The following is a 16,853-nucleotide window of genomic DNA, read 5'->3' as shown; positions in this document are numbered from 1 at the left end:
TCATGAAAAATCCAGAAAATGCTGCTCCCTTTGTAGAAGCATCACAAATTATTACAGAACTGAAAGACAGAGCCAATGATATTCTTTCCAGTGTTTTAAGTACAGACCTGTCTGCAATCACCATCAATGGCAAAGGAAATTTCCCTTATTACTGGCAGGATCCGTCTAATCTGAAGTTTAATAAGAAAACTTACGACTGGATCTCTTCCAACCTTAGAGCCAATACAGAGCCTGTGCAGCTGGATCAGGTATTTACCAATTACTTTATTGATGCTTTCTCAAAAGTCAATTATTCTTTATCCGTAGAAGATACCGCTGTACTGAATGATGCCCATACAAGAGCTACAGATCAGCAAATGGCTTTACTTAATGCCTGGGTAGCTGCTTATAATACGCTTCCTCCTGCTACCGACACTATGCAGCCTATTGATATCATTATGGATAAAATTGCTACAGAATGGGCGAATCCTGCTACTACTTTATATCAGATTCAGAAAAGTGATAACCTTGATGCTCTGCTGAACAAGACTCCGGCAAGCGGAAAACCGATTATTCCTGTGTTAGCTAACTATCTGGATGCACTGGGTGCTACGATATCTCTGCAGAACAATGTGACGATGAATAACGGCTACTTATCCAAAGCATTAAAGAATGTACAGAATCCTAAAAAAGAAAATGGCGGACTGCTGCTGAATGACGACAGTATTTTACCTGCTTTTCAGGTGACAACACCGCTTAGCGACATTTTAAACGGTCTTAAAAATACCGCTCAGACCGCTCAGATTGATATGGAAGTCAGCCGTGAATCTGAAAGCAAGTTCCGTGTTTCTGTACAAGGAAAAACGGGTTTTTCTATTCCTATCTTTGATTTCTTTACGTTGGGAATTGGTGGCAATGCCAATTATTTCAGTGAAGATATTGCGATAAGTAAAAACTCTATCAAAATATCAATGATGTTTACAGGGGTTACTCTTGTTAACTTTGGACCAACAGATTTTAATATTGCCAGCAATATGTACTGGGCATGGTTTGATCCCATCCGTAAAGCACAGATCAACAGCAGAGACAAAGAGGAAGAAAAACATATCTCAGGATATAAATTTTCTCCGGATCCGGGTATGAAATTCAATGCCGAAGGACCTTTCGGTTTACTGAACGGGGTAGCGATTTCCAATTATCCTACGGTAGAGATCACGGTAACGGGTGAAGATTATAAGAGTATTCAGAAAACTTTTGAACAGTCTACTTCTGCTACGCTTTCTTTCTTAGGAATTCCTTTGGCGAGTGTTAAAGAATCTACCTATTCTTCTTCTTACTCTGTAGACCAATCAAAATCTACAATTAAGATCACACTCAGTCCTCCGCCAAGTCTGGTTGCGGGTAACAATAGAGATTCCATAGCATGGGTTCTGGGTGCTATTGTGGATTATCCGGCTGAGGTGGGCGATGATGTTGAACTTCTGGATAATGAAGAGTTAGTAGCGAAAGGTGCCTATCCTAACTACCAGCTGTATAAAGATAACTTCGGAACTACTTATTGTTCTGTAAAAAAAGTGAAATCTCACGCTGTGGGTGCTACATGGGTAAGTGAATGTCTTGCTGCCCATCCGGGAACAAGCCCTGCAGGAAAACCATGGACAAGTCCTAAGCAATCCGGGGTAATCTGGCCATAACAACAAAAAATAATTCATAAAAATAGACTGTCTCAAAAGACAGTCTATTTTGTTTGGTACTATATCAAGATCTTCGTTTATTTGTCTGTATTCAGACTTTGAAGAATAGTGAAGTTTAAAAAACTATTTGACAAGAAGATAGATTCCAACCCCAATAGCAGCATAAGCTGTAACAGTAAGAATATCAGCAATAGGCTGCGAAAAACGTTTTTCTGCAATTCTCTCGCTATTGATCTGGTTCTTATGGAATTTCAGACTTTTTTTAGCATTACGAACGGGATGTGCTACCAGACTGTCACCTTCCCATCGGTCAACGATAACTTTATAACTCTTGTTATCCACTTCAATTTTAACATTTTTACCCGCAGCTAATTTCTCCTGAATATTAACCGGAGCAGGTGCCTGCTGGATGTTCAGGCTTTGAGGAGCCGCGGTAGTGTTCATTTGAGGAGCGGTATTATTGGCAATCGCTGTATTCTTTTTAGAGTCCTGCTTATTGCCGGTAGCCGGATCCACTGGCTTTTTTACCTGATAAGTATAGCAACTGGTAAGCGTACATAATATAATGATGAAATAAAGATTCTTTCGCATAAGCCAAATTTAAGAATTAAACGGAATATTTGGGAGTTTCTTTTAAAAGATGATGTTTTTTTGGAAAATTTCTGCTGTTTACAATACAAAAAGTTTCCCGATATCATTCTTTAAGGTTCCGGATATCTCAGTTGAGGTTTTGGAACGCTATTTTGGGGTTCTGAAATACTCTTTTAAGGTCTGTATGTTCTCCCGATAGGTCTGTGATCCCTAATTTCTGGTTGGTGAACCCCAGGGGAAGGGTTTTATATTGCTCCGGATGGGTCTGGAACCGCAAAAGAATATTCTGGAACCGCTACGTAGGGGTAAAGTAAAAAGACAGCGTACTGTTTTTGTCTTTAAAGTGTAAGTTTCATACAAAATACCTTCGTTTGATATCCTTGTCAAGGTTTTAAACCTTGACAAGGATGGGTTTATATTGTAACTGCCTTCCAGAAAGGAAAAGATGATTTTTTTATAATGATTAATGTTTGCAGCATAAAATTCGTTCATTTATAAAAACAGACAAATATCTGTTCTTTATAACCATTATCACTTCCTTCTTCCAGCTTCCTTCTTCAAAACTAAAAAGCCTTTCAGGAAAACTGAAAGGCTTTTTATTATTTCAAAATCTGCTGGTCATAAAGAATGTTGTCGTCTTCATCAAAGCTTATGATCAGTACTTTATATTGTTTGGCGCTGTCGTTGTTGAAGAATTTAATTCTTGGAGGGACGTAATCGCTGTCAAATAAATTCGGGTTCCAGTAAAGGGTTTCGCGGGTATCACTTTCAATTTTTTCCGGAGCATTATCATCGATCATTTCAATAGGGAATTCTGAAGGTTTATCATATCCTTTGATGATTGATGCATTGTTCTTCGGTGCTTCTTTTTCATCGCTTTTGGATTTCATATTCCCTTTCATGGTATAGACGGCTATGGCATCACCTACCAGTCCTGATCCTTTAATGATTTTTACCATCGCTATATTGCTGATAGGAAGGTTGGCAATCATGGTGGCATCTGTAGATATTTCATCCAAATACAGTTTAGCCTGCTGGCCGCGGATAGAAGGAACATTGATCCCTGAACTGTTTCTTTGAAAGGTTAATCCGGCAGTAGCTCTTCCTTGCAGCCAGTCTAATACATTCATTGATCCTCCGGTATGCTGGTTTTCGTTAACGAAGTCAAATATAGTGGTATTGACAGAACTGAACATTCCACTGGACAGCTGTTTGTCCAGTTCTTCTGTGGGATCTTTCTTTTTTCCTACCAAAGCAACTTCCTGAATCTGTATTTCAGCACTTTCTTTCTTTTTAATATTTTTTTGGGTATTGATGGCTCTGGAGATTTTTGGAGAAACCGTCTTATTTTTATTGGTCTTTACCAATGTGTATTTGGTAGCAGGGAAGTTACCTTTAAATTGTGTAGGCGTAACTAACGGCTCTATGGTGACAAACAAATCATCCTTTCCTGATTCTTTGTTTTCTGAATTTACGAAAAATGATACGTCTAAAGGTTCGTCATTATTGAGATTATTTAAATAAATATATCCGTTTTGATCTGTTTTAAACTGATTAAAGCTAGGTGTATTTTTACCCAATCTCAATATTAAATTGACAGTGGTGTTCACCAGCATTGTATTATTTTTAATAGGTTTTACCCTGTAGGAAAGATATTGCTCAGATTTGGTCTTAATAGAGGGTGTAGATCCGCTGAGTGCAGAATTCCAGTCGAATCTTTTCCAGTTTTCAGAAATAAGCAGGGCATCAAGAGCTTCACTGTTGGCATTCTTGGAGAAATATTGTGCCGGGTTGTCTATTCTTGTGGTGAAATCTCCTGTCAACCAAAGTCCGCTCAGGATATTTTCTTCTTCCTGAGTTTGAGTGCCATCATCTTCGCTTACCAGAACTGTGTAATTTTTAAAATAAGACTCTGGAGAAAGATCAATGCTATTGAAAGCTCTTGGCGTTGGTTTTAAGCTCTGGCCTATTATTTCTGCTTTCTCAATCTTTAAATTGCCGGGTTTGATAAAGCAAAGCCTTTTTGCTACAACGTTATCCTGTTCATCAAAAATAACCAACTGTAAAATACCGTTTGCTCCGTTACTTATTTTTGTAGGAATAAGACTGGATGCTTCATTGGTTAATTGATTGATATTCGCTCTGTAGGCAAGATGGTTATTGATCATTCCGACAATTTTATAACCCTGAAGCTGTTGTTTCAGATTAACTCCTTTAAGAGCATATTTTATCCCTTCTTTTGTGCTGGAAACTTCAATATTAAGCCCGCTGTCTGCAACCTGTGGCAGATCTATGGTTTGACTTTTCCCCGTATTGTCCTGAATAATGGCCTGGTATTTTTTTCCTGAGGCCGGAGTTATTTTAAAAGAGGCAACATTTTTATCAAAAGATTTAAATGTCGTGATGGGAGTATTGGGATTTTGAGAATCTATTATTTTTCCGGACCAGTTTTCCGGCAGTGAAGAATTGGATGACAGCCTCACTGCAAATTTTGTAGGCATACCACTAATGAAAGTTCCGCCTTCAGGAAAAGCTTTTGCAGACCAATCGGAATTTTTTGCAATAACTAATGATTCTGCTGAGCCTGGATTATAAACCGGAATGGTTTTTACAATTTGGAAATCTTCATTAAAATTAGTCATGTAAGGAGTATAAGCTCTTACAAAATAAACCTGTTCGGGAAGATCTTCTTTCAGCTGAAAATCTCCACTGCCTTCCCCATTGGTCAACAGTATGGTTTTCCAGTCTATTAATTTTTTATCAGAATTGTACAGCTCAACAAATAGGGTAGTAGATAATGGAGAACGGTTATATCCGTCAAATACGAAACTTTTAAACCATATTTTGTCACCGGCAGCATATTGGGATTTGTCGGTAAGTACATATACTTTCTCCTGCTCGTAATTATCCTCAAGATTGGTAATTGCCTTTTCTAATTTGGTTTGTGCCAGTACAGGCTGTACCATTGAAATAAGCAATACACGGAATATATTTTTCATAAGAAATCTCAGCGCATTTTAATTCTTTGCTAATGTAGTCATTTAAAGACTTCGATAATTGATATTTAACGGGTTATTTCACCAGAAAGAAGTGGGATTGATTACACTTCAGGAGGGAGAATTTCGAGATACCATGCATGGTAAACCATTTGAAAGATTCAGAATGGAATTGTGAATTAAGTAGCAACGTACTGTAAATTAAAAAATTAGATGTAAATAATTAATCAATATTAAGTGATAAAATAAGTTTTGAACGGATATTTTTATTATTTTTATGAAATAAACTAAAACATGAAAACAAATGAAATTTATTCACATCCCAGTATTTACTTGAGTATAATATTCTAAAAACAATCCTTATTTATTCTCATCATATCATAAGCCTCATCCCATGACAGGCTTGTATTACTATGTACATCACAATTAAAAATCGATACAAACAGAATTAAACTTACACACACTTTTAAACCCAATTATTCTTATGGAAAAATCACACTCACACACGCATGGCTGCACGCATTGCTCTTGCCACAATCCTGTTTTAGATGTTCTTAAAGAAGAACTCTTCAGTGCAGAAAATATGACCAAAATAAATCCGGGTTCCGGAAAAGCAACCCACGAAAAACCACAAACCCTGATGATCAGCGGAGGAACCATCCGTCCTATGATTGGAGGATCTACAGACACCGTTCCCTCTGTTGGGATTGCGGATGGAAAAGTTGTGGTAACCGGTACAAAAGATCAGGTAGAATCGTATATGAAAGAGAAGTATCAGGGATTTCAAAGAAGAGAATTAACCGGTACTCAAACTTTACTTCCTGGTCTGATAGAACCTCACGTTCATATGGTTCCTACCGCAATGATGCATGGCTGGCTGGATCTGAGCCCTTTTGAAGGACAAAATTTAAAAGCTATATACGATTTGGCATCTGTGGGAACAATCATCAACAATCACGTTCCTAAAATTCCCGGACCTGTTATTTTAGGAAGAGGATTAGATCCTTCGTTAATGCCTTTTGAAGATAAAAATGGTAAAAAAGAACTAATAACGATTGATAATGTAATACTTGATAGTATTAATCATGATACCCCAATGATGCTGTTAAGTGCTTCCATGCATACCCTTTATCTGAATACCAAGGCGCTGGAACATGTGTTTAAAAATAATTCTGATATCAGTGACGAGTATAAAACTGTTGATAAATATATCAGTGAAACCAAAGGCCAATTGCAGGAAGGTTTACAGATGACTCCTGCATTGAAGACGGTAAAGCTGCAGATCATTGCGATGAGCATAGAGATTAACAGGTATCTTACCAATCTTTTCAATACAGCCAATTCAAGAGGTGTTACTTTTATGTATGATGCGGGTCTGAATAAGGACTCAGAAATACTTTTAACCAAATATTTCGAGACTCACCCTGAATGGGTAAGAACGGGTGGAGCATACCTTTGTTCCAACCAGGCAGATGTAGATAAACTTGAACCTTATCAAGAACCGGAACACTATAAACCTGTATATTACGGACATATTAAAGTGGTTTCAGATGGTTCCAACCAAGGACTGACTGGTTATCAGAGCGCTCCTTACCTGTGTGATCCTGCTAATAATACAGGGGTATTTAATTTTCCGCAGACAGGTATTCCTGCCCATACAATTCCGCCAAGCTATAATACATTAATCAATACGGTGGTGGCTGTAAAAGGCTGGCCGCTAATGGTTCACGCTAATGGAGATCAGGCCGTAACATTTGCGATCAATGCTTATCAGCGTAGTCTTGCTCAATATAAAGGCCGTGAGCTTCGTAACCGTATAGAACACTGTTCGCTGCTGACAGCGGATCAAATTACCAATATGCTTCAGATGGGAGTTTCTCCAAGCTTCCTTATCGGGCATGTAGGCTATTGGGGCTATGCTTTTAAGGAAGTGATCTTTGGTGAGAAAGCGCAGATGCTTGACCTTTGCGGATCAACGCTTGCCGCTGGTATGAGAATTACCCTTCATAGCGACAATGAGGTAAGCCCATTAGGCCCTTTAAGAATGATGGAACAGTCGATTACCAGAATCATGGAAAAGAATCCAACGGAGGTTGAAGTGTTAAACAGCGCCGAGCGTCTTACCCCAGAGCAGGCTTTGATTGCGGTTACTTATGATGCTGCCTGGCAGTGTTATGCGGATAAATGGGTAGGGTCTTTAGAGGAAGGATATTTTGCAGATTTCGTTATCCTGGAACAAGATCCTCTTTCATTAAATACCCCATCGTTGCAATATATGAAAATGAGAGATATTCCGGTATTGGAAACGTGGGTAGGCGGTATCCCTGTGTATGTGAATGATAAGGCTGCAAAAACAGTAACTGAAAAAGATATGCTCTTTTCAGATAATTCATAATTTGTTCTGAAAAGAATTTAAATAATTGCTAATCAATACCCAATCAGAGTAGATTATTTCTGCTCTGATTTTTTTGATAGGTCATCATTGATCATGAAATTTTAGCAAGCACCTGATCTCTCCGTTTCGATACTGTACCACTTGCTTTGACTGCTTCTATTCCAAAATCATCAATCCAGTCGTGGAGTACATCATTAACCTGATTTCTAAGTTTGGGAAAGTCAATCTCATGCTCATGGATCAGATCCGGTTCTTCAATGGGAACAAATACAAAAAGATCAATTTCGGAAATCATGGCCTGGGCTTTTTCAAAAAGAGGCTTAATATTTCGGTGCGGATCAAGAATATGAAGATAAGCTAAGATATCAATGAAACATCTGTCAAATAGTACATCGTTACCGCTTTGGGAAATAAGTTGTACGGAATAATTAAACTGCTCAACGAAGTCTTCTGCATTGGGTTCTTCTGAAAATTCAAAACCTGAAGATTCCATTTGATAATAAGGCTCTGTTTCCAATGTATATCCGGGAAGGTTTTCAAGAAGTTCTTCTGCTAATGTGGTTTTACCAACTTGGTGAGCACCGAATATTGCAATTCTCATATTTCAGTCTGTGTTCAGGATTTCTGATGAATAATTTCTAGTTTCCATTGGGGGTGACCTCCTAATTTTCCATTCAAATCAAATATAGGTAAAAAAGAAAAGCTAATCCTTCGATTGGTTTTAAAATACCCCAATACATCATCTTTAGCATAAAAAATCCGTTTCGCCACTGAAACGGATTTTTTTAATCAGTAAGATTAAGACTGAGTAGGTTTTTCATTGTTAAAAGAAAACAGTAAAGTCAGATTCCAAATGATCATTATGGAACTAAAAAAATACAGATTTAATATAAATGCTATTCCCACATGCATTAAAATCGTTAAATATATCCAGTATTTTGAAATTTTTGGCTGCCATACAAAAAAAGGATAAGTCAGCTCTAAAATAACGGTTAACAGTCCAAAAACAGTTAATAAGATAGGAAAATGTCCTAGAAATGTAATGTCATATGTATTGGTAGCGAAAGGTAAATTAATGGCCTTCCATATGTTTTCTCCATTCCACCAGTTGGTGCCAATGATCTTATCAAAACCTGCAAAAAAGTATACGATTGATACATGAATTTGAAATAATCGTTTAAAAGGAGATAATGCGAGTGATGACAGATCACGAGGAATGATGGCTAGATAAAAAAGAGACATGCTGGTGAAAAAATCAACGCCATAAGCATAATAGGAGTTAGTTTTTACGAGAGCGATTTGTAAAAAAAGAACAATAAGTGCTGATAGGTTTTGTTTGTAGCCTAATAACAACGTACCTAAAGCAGCCAGGAAAAGGATTTTAAATGATAGAATTGTCGTATCAGGGGCAATCCCTATTGTATCAAAAAAAATAATGATTTTGGGTAAATTTATTAAGTAATCCGGAACAAAAATATCCGTTACATTGTACCCGATTACCCCTTCATTTACTGAATAAAGATTTTTGAAATCAGGTAATATAGATACAAAATGAATGATGATGAGTAAAGATATTGCGATTCTGAAAAAGGTAAGCCAAAAATTGTTATTTTGCTGAGTAAAGAAAAAAGTATAAATTCTGTCCATTATTTAATATAGGTCATTTCATTAGTTAAAAATAATTCTGTCTTATTCTTGCCTTTTACATATTCCTGTAATGCTGGGTAATTGTAAAGATATACCTTGAGATGAACCCCATACTTACCATTATATTGATTATAAATGTGCTTTGACATTTCTTTCAGTACAATGTCAATATATTTATTAAACATTTCATTTTTGTCTCCCGTCAGTTTATCAAGAAATAACCTGTTTAAAGAAGTAAAACGAACGCTGGCTTCTTTGGTATTCAATTTAAATTTCTTGCTGTCAACTTTGTTTCCTTGTTTATCCAGCAGGTCGTAAATGATCACAAAATCACTGGATACATTCGTCCCAAAAAAACCATAACCAGTCTCGAAACCTGTATATGAATTAAAAACTCTTAAAGGCTTAATATTATAAACAGAGGTTAGAAAATTGTTTAAAGGAGTATTCTTGTCATACTGATAATAATTGCACACACTGTCTACTGTTGTTTTTACAGACGATAACAGGATGATTGAAATTATGGTAAAGGTAATTGTTAAATAAATCTTTTTTCTAAAAGGAAATTCTTGTTTCTTCATAATTGTATATAAAATATTCCCGAACAACAGTTTATTGGAAATTAATAAACTATTATTCGAGAATAGTAAAAAAAACCTTATTGATAACTGATGAACAGGGTAGGGTTCAAAAGTTTCAGGCTAACTCCTATTTATAGTTATTAATTAAATTTTCAAGTTTTGTATTTTTTCCAGTCCCTAAACCTGTTCCGGTTCCGGTCCCAGGGCCTGATAGAAAAAATCCTGTACTTGAATCTGCTGTAACCTGATTATCTAATGTTCCAGGAAAAGCTGTAGCAGATGAACCCACAACAACATTGTTTTTATAACCATTTAAATTCTGTATAGAAATTGAATGGTTCTTGTTTCCTGTTGTATTGTTTAAATCCTCAACTCTGCTGGAGTTTACCTGTGAAAATGAAGAAGCAATAATTACTACTAAAGCTGCTGAAAATAGAAATGTACTTTTTTTCATGTTTATTAAGTTTTAAAAATTATTTGTAATGATTAATTAAGTTTTCAAGTTTTGTGTTTTTTCCAGTCCCTGTTCCAGTTCCGGTCCCAGGGCCTGATACAAAATATCCTGTACTTGAATCTGTTGTAGCTAGATTATCTAATGTTCCAGGCATAGCTGTAGCAGATGTACCGATTATTATATTGTTTTTGTAACCCCTTAGATCTTTTATTGAAATTGATTGGTTTTTGTTACTGGTTATATCATTGTTTAAATCTTCAAGTCTATTAGAATTTGCTTGTGAAAAAGAAGAGGCAACGATTACTACTAAAGCTGCTGAAAATAAGAATGTACTTTTTTTCATTTTTATTAAGTTTTAAAAATTATTTGTAATGATTAATCAAGTTTTCGAGTTTCGTATTTTTTCCTGTACCGGTTCCAGTACCTGGTGAAGTGCCTACTACAGCATAATTTTGGGTAACGATAACATCGGTTGTGTTAACCTGATTGGTTACAATAGATCCGTCTATGACAACATTTACAATTTGCTTATGGCCTCGTAAATCTTTAACATCAACGATTTGTCCTTTTTTGATAGTATTTAAATCTAGATTTTGACCTTTACTAGAGTTAGCATGGGTAAATGAAGATCCCACAATTACTGCTAAAATAGCAGAAAAGAGAATGGTACTTTTTTTCATGTTAAAAGTTATTAGTTTTACTTACTTTCAAATTTTTTGTCGCTGTTTCAGTGTGTCCGACATGCTTGTTATTTTAGAATAAAATTTTTCAAATCCGTTAAAAACACCTCATCCACTTTCCCTTTTACGGTATAGTCTTTTGGAGATGCGATGCCAGAACCTTTAATGTACAAATGACTTAATCCCGGATACCACTTAAATTCTGCAGAGGTATTATTTTTTAATGCAGTCTTCCAGAGCATAAAATCTTTTTCAGTTACCTGATAATCTCTGTCGCCCTGAGCAAAAAACATGGGTACTTTAATGTGCTTTACTTCTTCTAAAGGGTGGTAATTCTGCAGGTATTTCCAGTAAGCAGCTGGAATTCCCATGGGTAATTCTTCTTTAGGGGTATTTGCATTAAATGTACTGGAATTCAATAGTGAAATCCCTTTCTTCAGATTGTGAATATTTTCATCTGATACTGCTGAAGCATCAATTTTATGAAGGTATTCAAACTGGTCTAATAATACATTTTGCAGAGGTCTTGCATTCCCGGATAAGAAAATATATTTGGATACCTCTGCTTTAGAAGCTATTTTGGGCATCAGATAAGCTCCCAGACTATGGCCTAAAATAATGATCTGGTATCCTTTAAAATCATTATTCTTCTTAAAATAGGTAGAAACATTTACTGCATCGTTGATTGTTTCCTGTTCAGCGGTTGATTGATCATCAAAGCTTGCAGGATAAGAATAGTTTCTTTTATCATATCGGTATGACGAAATTCCATTTTTTAACAGGTATTCCGCAATATCTTTAAAAGGACTGTTTTCTCCTACCGTTTCATTTCGGTCATTCGCTCCGGAGCCATGAACAAAAATGACAAGTTTTTTCTTATTGTCTTCAGTCGGCTGCAATAATGTACCCTTTAGTTCTAATCCGTCACTCTTTATTTTTAAAGTTGTTTTATCATCTTCCTTAATAAAATCTTTATGAGGCAATACATAAAAACCTATAATCTTATTATGATCAGTAAAAGTGATTTGAATATCAGGTTTTGATTTTTCAAATTCAGAATAATAGTAATAAGTATCTTGTTCATTATTGATTTCAATAACATTTTTAAATTTGCCAAACTGTCCTTCCAGTTGTCCCGGCAGAGATTTTAAAATGTTAATTGGAATTTGCTGGGCAACAGATTCATCAAAAAAATGATGTGTTTTTTCAGCATTTCCTTCAATAAATAAGGCTTGTATGAAATTATTTCCGATTTCCTTTCTACTTTGTGAATAAGTAAAAATAGAGAAGGTAAGAAGACATAAATTGAGATACTTTTTCATTCCTAAAAAAATTAAAATACGGTATCTTTAAATAAGACACAAAATATAACTGTAATAATAACAGCGAGCACAACTAAAGATATCTGTATATTTTGGAAAACAGATTCTCTGTTATCATCATTAATCTCAATGGGTAGATTGAGGTTTTGCGGAATCTTAATCAAAACCCAAATGAGTAATAATAACAGAACATTCAATCCAATCGTTAAAAATAAATAAATTTTATCTCCATATCCGTCCACATGATCACCATATCCATGAATGGGGATCATTTCGGGTATATGATCATACGTATATAGCACATAGGCTGTATAAAGTAAAACCATAAAGCACGGAATGCAGAATAATAATTTTATTTTTTTTGAAACCATTTTAATTTGAAATTTTCGTTTGTTGGATACAAATACAGAATTAATGCTGCACTAATCGAGAAGAAGAACGAAAATATCCCATGGAAAATAATGATAAAGAAATGGAATACTAAAGCCACTACCAGAATAGATAATCTGTACTTTCTACTAGCAAATAACGCTAAAAAAAGTAACAATTCTAAAATCAGTACACCATAGGTTAAACATGTAATAAATAAAGAGTTTCCTAAAAATGGATTTAAAAAATTAAAAGTATCAGGCATCCCAAAATTGGAATGATGAAGCCAATAATAAATAGCGGTTCCATTAGCCCATTCGGGATGTGCAAATTTCCCTACAGAGGCATGGAAGTAAATGATGGCCACCTGCAAACGGATCATATACAGAAAGCAAATCGAAATAAGATTTGTTGCACGATGTTCTTCTTTTTTAGCATCCCAGTGATTTTTCCTATTATCCAATATACAAATAGGAATGAGAAGCAGAGTCAGAATGGTAGCAATCTGATCACCTCCGTCAATTACTGCTGCGGTATGCAAAAAGCTAAAAGAAATCCACCAATGTAATATGCAGGTGATCTTTTGGAAATAACCGCTGATAACGAGGGCTAAAATAATAATTGCACCCCATTTCATGAAGACCAAATCCTGATTGCCAAGCAAATAAAAAAAGTTGATTTTACTGGCAAACTCATTTTGCAAGGTGGGTATCATAAAGCTGCCAGAGACTTTACGTACAAAAATGGTATCAACCGGATTAATTAAAAGAGTTAATAGTGTTCCCAGTGCTATCAGGCTTCTTGATAAGCCCACAACATTGGTATAAGGTGCATGGGTGAAAGCGAATGCTCTCAGTTTATTTTCAATAGTGTTTAATTTTGACATGTTATTCTTACTTTAATAACTTTGGCGGGCATTCTTGTTTTATACGCTGAGTTACTCCATGCCCATGGAACGATACTATGGTAGACAACTAAATAATCTCCACACAAAATAGGCGATTTTATGAGATTCTTAATGGTAATAAACTGATCTGGAATTTTACCATAAAGATTTTCATCATAATTCCATGTTGTTTTAGGGAATTTTTTTTTGTCCAGCATCGTGGCAATGATTTCCACTTCCATTGTCATTTTTGATACTTTACGGGATAACCCTATAAAGTTGCTTAGGTTCGCATGTTTCTGGCTAATTTTCTCTAGTTTATTATTTTCAATTTTATAAATATAAACCTGATCTTCTTTTGCCTCTCGGGTAAAAAATGCCCAACCTTGAGGAGCATAGGTGTAAACTTGACTTACATAGTTAAATTTATACTGAATAGGGTTAAAAGGAATACTTGAAATAAGAACAATAATAAATGAAATTATTGCAAATAAACCCAGACACACTGCTAAGGCAGTGTATCTAAGGTTTAAAAACAGGTTTTTAATTTTGTGAAGCATCAGCAATTTCTTGAACAAATAATTCAAATTTTAAGTAATCCTCATTCATAACGCTTATTGATTTTCCTTTTCTAGGACTTGTTAGTTTAGGTCCCCACCAAGTAACCCCTAAGTAAATCGCAACAGCTCCCGCAACAGCAAGATTAGCTGTAACTGCAACTGTATTATGAATTGCTAAAGCTGCATAGTAAAAACATGCTACAGCCCACGAGCAAGGAATCGCTTCAACATCATAGTTTTGAGCTAAAAACTTCTGATATTTAACATTTAAATTTTTAAGATCTTCAGGACTGATTTCTCCGCCTTCTGCTACCATATTCTGTAATTCCTCGTCTTGCTCAAGCTTATCCATTATAGGCTGAAACTCAGGTAAGATAATAGCTACATTTTCATAAATATGGATAGATCCATTTTTAATCGCATTTTGGATATTTGAGTTATCACCACTCAATATCTCTTTTTTGAAGTTTTCAAAATAATCGGCATCCTTCGTTTTTACACTTTTAACGAAATTGCTGAATCTCTTGTTAAATAAATCTTTTTGATCAGCAGGTGCAGCATTTACTTTTTCAACGATCTCTTTGTGAGATTCAATGTTTTTAGCAAAATCCCCATACGCAAAGAATATTCCTTCAAATAATTCTTCCCCAGAATATTCTTGGGCCATTTTTGAAGAAACACCATTAAGGTTCTTTTCAGTTTTGGAGTTTTCGGGTGAATTCCCTAAAGCATCATCAATGCTGTTCGAGCATGAAGCTAAAAATACGTTAAGTGTAAGTAACACAGAAACCGTACGCAGATTTGTTCTGAATCTTTTCATGGTTAAATAAATTTATTAGTTTTTTTGACTGGGCAAATATAAATATTTCAGTGAATATGCAAAATGTTTATGGGAAAAATATAAGAATAGCGTATAAATTTATTTTTTGTGAACGAAATGATTAAATGTTTTCAATATAATAACTCCTATTTGTTATAGGGGTGATTTTTGAAAGCAATGAGAATAATTTATTTTTTTTGTGTTTTGATTATCAGTGAGATAAATTGCTTGAATGAACAAAGGTTATATAATCTACAAATCCCAACTTTCGTCAGGATTTTATGTATTCTTCATTCTTGTAATGTATCCACTGCATACAAAATTTCTGTTATGCTTTTTAGATATTAAAATCGATAGCCAATACTCAATCCAAGTTTTACCACCTGGTCATGATCTGTTTTATTGGCATTGAACATCAGTTTTCCATAAGCTGCATTGGCTTCAAAAACAAATCCCTTTCTGGTAACCAGCTTCCAGCCAAGGCCTGCACCCAGTGCAAGATCATAAACATCTTTACCTTCAGTGAATGTAATGTTGTCTGCTGCGTATATTTTTTTTCCATCAATGGAGGTGAACATTCCAAATCCTTCAACAAAGAAACCGGAAGCATATTTTTTTCCAAAATAATATCTGTAATAGGGGGAGATGAAGTAATTCATGTCTTTCTCTTTTGTATTGTCATAAACAAAAAATGCAGAGATTCCCAGTGATGATTTTTTGTTGAGGTACCGTTCAAAACCTACTTCCGCAGCACCAGATAACGGGGCAATTAAATTTAATTTAATTTCATTGTTTTTGTGATAGGGATTTGCATCAGTATCATTTTGAGCCTTGACAGAACAAAAAGCAAACAAAATGATGAGCAGTAAAAAGTTCTTTTTCATAAAAAAGCTAATTTGAATTATTTGAGTGCAAAACTCATATAATCAAAATTAAAGCAGGTTTCAAAAGCTTAAGACTGGATAAAATGGTACTTATTTGATGGTGTTTTTATATTCATTGGGAGTTTGACCGGTTACTTTTTTAAAGGAATTATAGAAAGTTGTTTTTGAAGTAAACCCGGCTTCTAATCCCATCGTCAGCAAAGTATAGTTTTCATATTCCGGATCTGATATCATTTCCTTCACAGCTTCCACCCGATATTGATTGATATAATGGGCAAAGTTATCTCCTGTTATTGTGTTTACAATTTGTGAAAGATACCCTGCGCTTATGCCTAGTTTTTCGGCAACTTTTTCTCTGTTTAATGTACTGTCGGTATAAATGTGCTCTTCTTTGCAAAGAAGTTCCAGTTTTTGAAAATAAAGATTATCTGCCGTAATAGATTCCTTATACTCTTGTGGGGTGCTATTATGTACCACTGGCAGATGGGTATACAAAACAGCGGTATCATTATTGAGTAAATTATAGATGGCATCTTTATTTTTGGCCAGTTTATATTTGTAAATACCGATATAAGCTGTCCAATGAATAATGAATGTAGCCAATAAAGCTATGACACGCATCGTGGAAGAAATGTCATAGTCGAAAAATAAGCCGGATAGAGCGGTAATAAGCCAAATAAACAGCACAGAAGAAACAATTGTCAAAAAGGTAAGTATCCATTTTTTTTCCTGTGAATCTTTTAAATGTTTTATCATAAAATAAGAGTAAACTGGAAGGAATGGAATGAATGTAATGGCTAAAAAAATTTGAATCAGATTCAATATTTGGATGATAACCATGCCTGACTCAGACAAGGTATAAACTCCTGCAACATGATCAAGATCGTTGATAATGTTAAGGACAGCGGAAAAGGCAAATGGGATAAAACACAAATATTTTTTTTGTTTGTATTTTCTGGTATGATCAATCCGGTTTATGATAAACAGGAATAGGA

At 35.1% G+C, this 16,853-nt stretch carries 17 protein-coding genes; 2 read left to right on the top strand and 15 right to left on the bottom strand.

Annotation, left to right across the window (positions count from 1 at the left end; all coding sequences use genetic code 11):
• Window positions 1-2: 2 nt before the first annotated feature.
• Window positions 3-1,673 carry a hypothetical protein gene (locus CQ022_RS07280; protein WP_105681783.1) on the top strand — a complete coding sequence of 557 codons (1,671 nt, stop codon included), beginning with the start codon at window positions 3-5 and terminating at the stop codon, window positions 1,671-1,673.
• Between the two features lie 123 nt (window positions 1,674-1,796).
• Here the strand turns inward: CQ022_RS07280 and CQ022_RS07275 are convergent, their stop codons facing one another.
• Together CQ022_RS07275 and CQ022_RS07270 are read right to left on the bottom strand one after the other, a co-directional pair.
• Window positions 1,797-2,264: a hypothetical protein gene (locus CQ022_RS07275; RefSeq protein ID WP_105680780.1), complete on the bottom strand. Its 468-nt coding sequence runs from the start codon at window positions 2,262-2,264 to the stop codon at window positions 1,797-1,799.
• A gap of 599 nt (window positions 2,265-2,863) precedes the next feature.
• Window positions 2,864-5,263: a hypothetical protein gene (locus tag CQ022_RS07270; protein WP_105680779.1), complete on the bottom strand. Its 2,400-nt coding sequence runs from the start codon at window positions 5,261-5,263 to the stop codon at window positions 2,864-2,866.
• A gap of 481 nt (window positions 5,264-5,744) precedes the next feature.
• On the opposite strand from CQ022_RS07270, the gene CQ022_RS07265 reads away from it, so the two are divergent.
• Window positions 5,745-7,655 carry an amidohydrolase gene (locus CQ022_RS07265; protein WP_105680778.1) on the top strand — a complete coding sequence of 637 codons (1,911 nt, stop codon included), beginning with the start codon at window positions 5,745-5,747 and terminating at the stop codon, window positions 7,653-7,655.
• Between the two features lie 91 nt (window positions 7,656-7,746).
• On the opposite strand, the gene CQ022_RS07260 is transcribed toward CQ022_RS07265, so the two are convergent.
• The 13 genes from CQ022_RS07260 to CQ022_RS23165 form a co-directional block, all read right to left on the bottom strand.
• Window positions 7,747-8,256: an AAA family ATPase gene (locus tag CQ022_RS07260; protein ID WP_105680777.1), complete on the bottom strand. Its 510-nt coding sequence runs from the start codon at window positions 8,254-8,256 to the stop codon at window positions 7,747-7,749.
• 197 nt (window positions 8,257-8,453) lie between these two features.
• A complete protein-coding gene (locus CQ022_RS07255) occupies window positions 8,454-9,302 on the bottom strand; it encodes a hypothetical protein (protein WP_105680776.1) in 849 nt (282 codons plus the stop codon).
• Window positions 9,302-9,883 (bottom strand): hypothetical protein, encoded by a 582-nt coding sequence (locus CQ022_RS07250; protein ID WP_105680775.1) that lies wholly within the window; start codon window positions 9,881-9,883, stop codon window positions 9,302-9,304. The genes CQ022_RS07255 and CQ022_RS07250 overlap by 1 nt, the downstream gene beginning before the upstream one ends.
• Window positions 9,884-10,010: 127 nt before the next feature.
• A complete protein-coding gene (locus CQ022_RS07245) occupies window positions 10,011-10,337 on the bottom strand; it encodes a hypothetical protein (RefSeq protein WP_105680774.1) in 327 nt (108 codons plus the stop codon).
• A gap of 19 nt (window positions 10,338-10,356) precedes the next feature.
• On the bottom strand, window positions 10,357-10,680 hold the full coding sequence (locus CQ022_RS07240; RefSeq protein WP_105680773.1) for a hypothetical protein: 324 nt from the start codon (window positions 10,678-10,680) through the stop codon (window positions 10,357-10,359).
• A 19-nt stretch (window positions 10,681-10,699) separates the two neighbouring features.
• Window positions 10,700-11,017 carry a hypothetical protein gene (locus CQ022_RS07235; protein WP_105680772.1) on the bottom strand — a complete coding sequence of 106 codons (318 nt, stop codon included), beginning with the start codon at window positions 11,015-11,017 and terminating at the stop codon, window positions 10,700-10,702.
• Between the two features lie 68 nt (window positions 11,018-11,085).
• Window positions 11,086-12,339: an alpha/beta fold hydrolase gene (locus tag CQ022_RS07230; RefSeq protein ID WP_105680771.1), complete on the bottom strand. Its 1,254-nt coding sequence runs from the start codon at window positions 12,337-12,339 to the stop codon at window positions 11,086-11,088.
• A gap of 11 nt (window positions 12,340-12,350) precedes the next feature.
• Window positions 12,351-12,665, bottom strand: a complete 315-nt coding sequence (locus tag CQ022_RS23330; RefSeq protein WP_165791594.1) for a DUF1648 domain-containing protein — start codon at window positions 12,663-12,665, stop codon at window positions 12,351-12,353.
• A 26-nt stretch (window positions 12,666-12,691) separates the two neighbouring features.
• Window positions 12,692-13,594, bottom strand: a complete 903-nt coding sequence (locus CQ022_RS07220) for a sporulation-delaying protein SdpB family protein (RefSeq protein WP_105680769.1) — start codon at window positions 13,592-13,594, stop codon at window positions 12,692-12,694.
• Complete coding sequence (locus CQ022_RS07215) at window positions 13,582-14,154, bottom strand: SdpA family antimicrobial peptide system protein (protein WP_105680768.1); 573 nt, start codon at window positions 14,152-14,154, stop codon at window positions 13,582-13,584. The genes CQ022_RS07220 and CQ022_RS07215 overlap by 13 nt, the downstream gene beginning before the upstream one ends.
• Window positions 14,138-14,974 carry a hypothetical protein gene (locus CQ022_RS07210; RefSeq protein WP_105680767.1) on the bottom strand — a complete coding sequence of 279 codons (837 nt, stop codon included), beginning with the start codon at window positions 14,972-14,974 and terminating at the stop codon, window positions 14,138-14,140. The genes CQ022_RS07215 and CQ022_RS07210 overlap by 17 nt, the downstream gene beginning before the upstream one ends.
• A 344-nt stretch (window positions 14,975-15,318) precedes the next feature.
• Window positions 15,319-15,858, bottom strand: a complete 540-nt coding sequence (locus CQ022_RS07205) for a DUF3575 domain-containing protein (protein WP_105680766.1) — start codon at window positions 15,856-15,858, stop codon at window positions 15,319-15,321.
• A gap of 90 nt (window positions 15,859-15,948) precedes the next feature.
• Complete coding sequence (locus CQ022_RS23165) at window positions 15,949-16,614, bottom strand: helix-turn-helix domain-containing protein (protein WP_228421485.1); 666 nt, start codon at window positions 16,612-16,614, stop codon at window positions 15,949-15,951.
• Window positions 16,615-16,853: the final 239 nt, after the last annotated feature.

This window comes from Chryseobacterium culicis (assembly GCF_002979755.1).
Classification (GTDB): Bacteria; Bacteroidota; Bacteroidia; order Flavobacteriales; family Weeksellaceae; genus Chryseobacterium; species Chryseobacterium culicis_A.
This window is presented reverse-complemented; position numbering and strand designations above follow the sequence as displayed.

Bases quoted from the DNA above. Each gene is read 5' to 3' on its own strand.
- CQ022_RS07280 (WP_105681783.1), top strand. From the start codon at position 3: ATGAAAAATCCAGAAAATGCTGCTCCCTTTGTAGAAGCATCACAAATT.
- CQ022_RS07275 (WP_105680780.1), bottom strand. From the start codon at position 2,264: ATGCGAAAGAATCTTTATTTCATCATTATATTATGTACGCTTACCAGT.
- CQ022_RS07270 (WP_105680779.1), bottom strand. From the start codon at position 5,263: ATGAAAAATATATTCCGTGTATTGCTTATTTCAATGGTACAGCCTGTA.
- CQ022_RS07265 (WP_105680778.1), top strand. From the start codon at position 5,745: ATGGAAAAATCACACTCACACACGCATGGCTGCACGCATTGCTCTTGC.
- CQ022_RS07260 (WP_105680777.1), bottom strand. From the start codon at position 8,256: ATGAGAATTGCAATATTCGGTGCTCACCAAGTTGGTAAAACCACATTA.
- CQ022_RS07255 (WP_105680776.1), bottom strand. From the start codon at position 9,302: ATGGACAGAATTTATACTTTTTTCTTTACTCAGCAAAATAACAATTTT.
- CQ022_RS07250 (WP_105680775.1), bottom strand. From the start codon at position 9,883: ATGAAGAAACAAGAATTTCCTTTTAGAAAAAAGATTTATTTAACAATT.
- CQ022_RS07245 (WP_105680774.1), bottom strand. From the start codon at position 10,337: ATGAAAAAAAGTACATTTCTATTTTCAGCAGCTTTAGTAGTAATTATT.
- CQ022_RS07240 (WP_105680773.1), bottom strand. From the start codon at position 10,680: ATGAAAAAAAGTACATTCTTATTTTCAGCAGCTTTAGTAGTAATCGTT.
- CQ022_RS07235 (WP_105680772.1), bottom strand. From the start codon at position 11,017: ATGAAAAAAAGTACCATTCTCTTTTCTGCTATTTTAGCAGTAATTGTG.
- CQ022_RS07230 (WP_105680771.1), bottom strand. From the start codon at position 12,339: ATGAAAAAGTATCTCAATTTATGTCTTCTTACCTTCTCTATTTTTACT.
- CQ022_RS23330 (WP_165791594.1), bottom strand. From the start codon at position 12,665: ATGGTTTTACTTTATACAGCCTATGTGCTATATACGTATGATCATATA.
- CQ022_RS07220 (WP_105680769.1), bottom strand. From the start codon at position 13,594: ATGTCAAAATTAAACACTATTGAAAATAAACTGAGAGCATTCGCTTTC.
- CQ022_RS07215 (WP_105680768.1), bottom strand. From the start codon at position 14,154: ATGCTTCACAAAATTAAAAACCTGTTTTTAAACCTTAGATACACTGCC.
- CQ022_RS07210 (WP_105680767.1), bottom strand. From the start codon at position 14,974: ATGAAAAGATTCAGAACAAATCTGCGTACGGTTTCTGTGTTACTTACA.
- CQ022_RS07205 (WP_105680766.1), bottom strand. From the start codon at position 15,858: ATGAAAAAGAACTTTTTACTGCTCATCATTTTGTTTGCTTTTTGTTCT.
- CQ022_RS23165 (WP_228421485.1), bottom strand. From the start codon at position 16,614: ATGATAAAACATTTAAAAGATTCACAGGAAAAAAAATGGATACTTACC.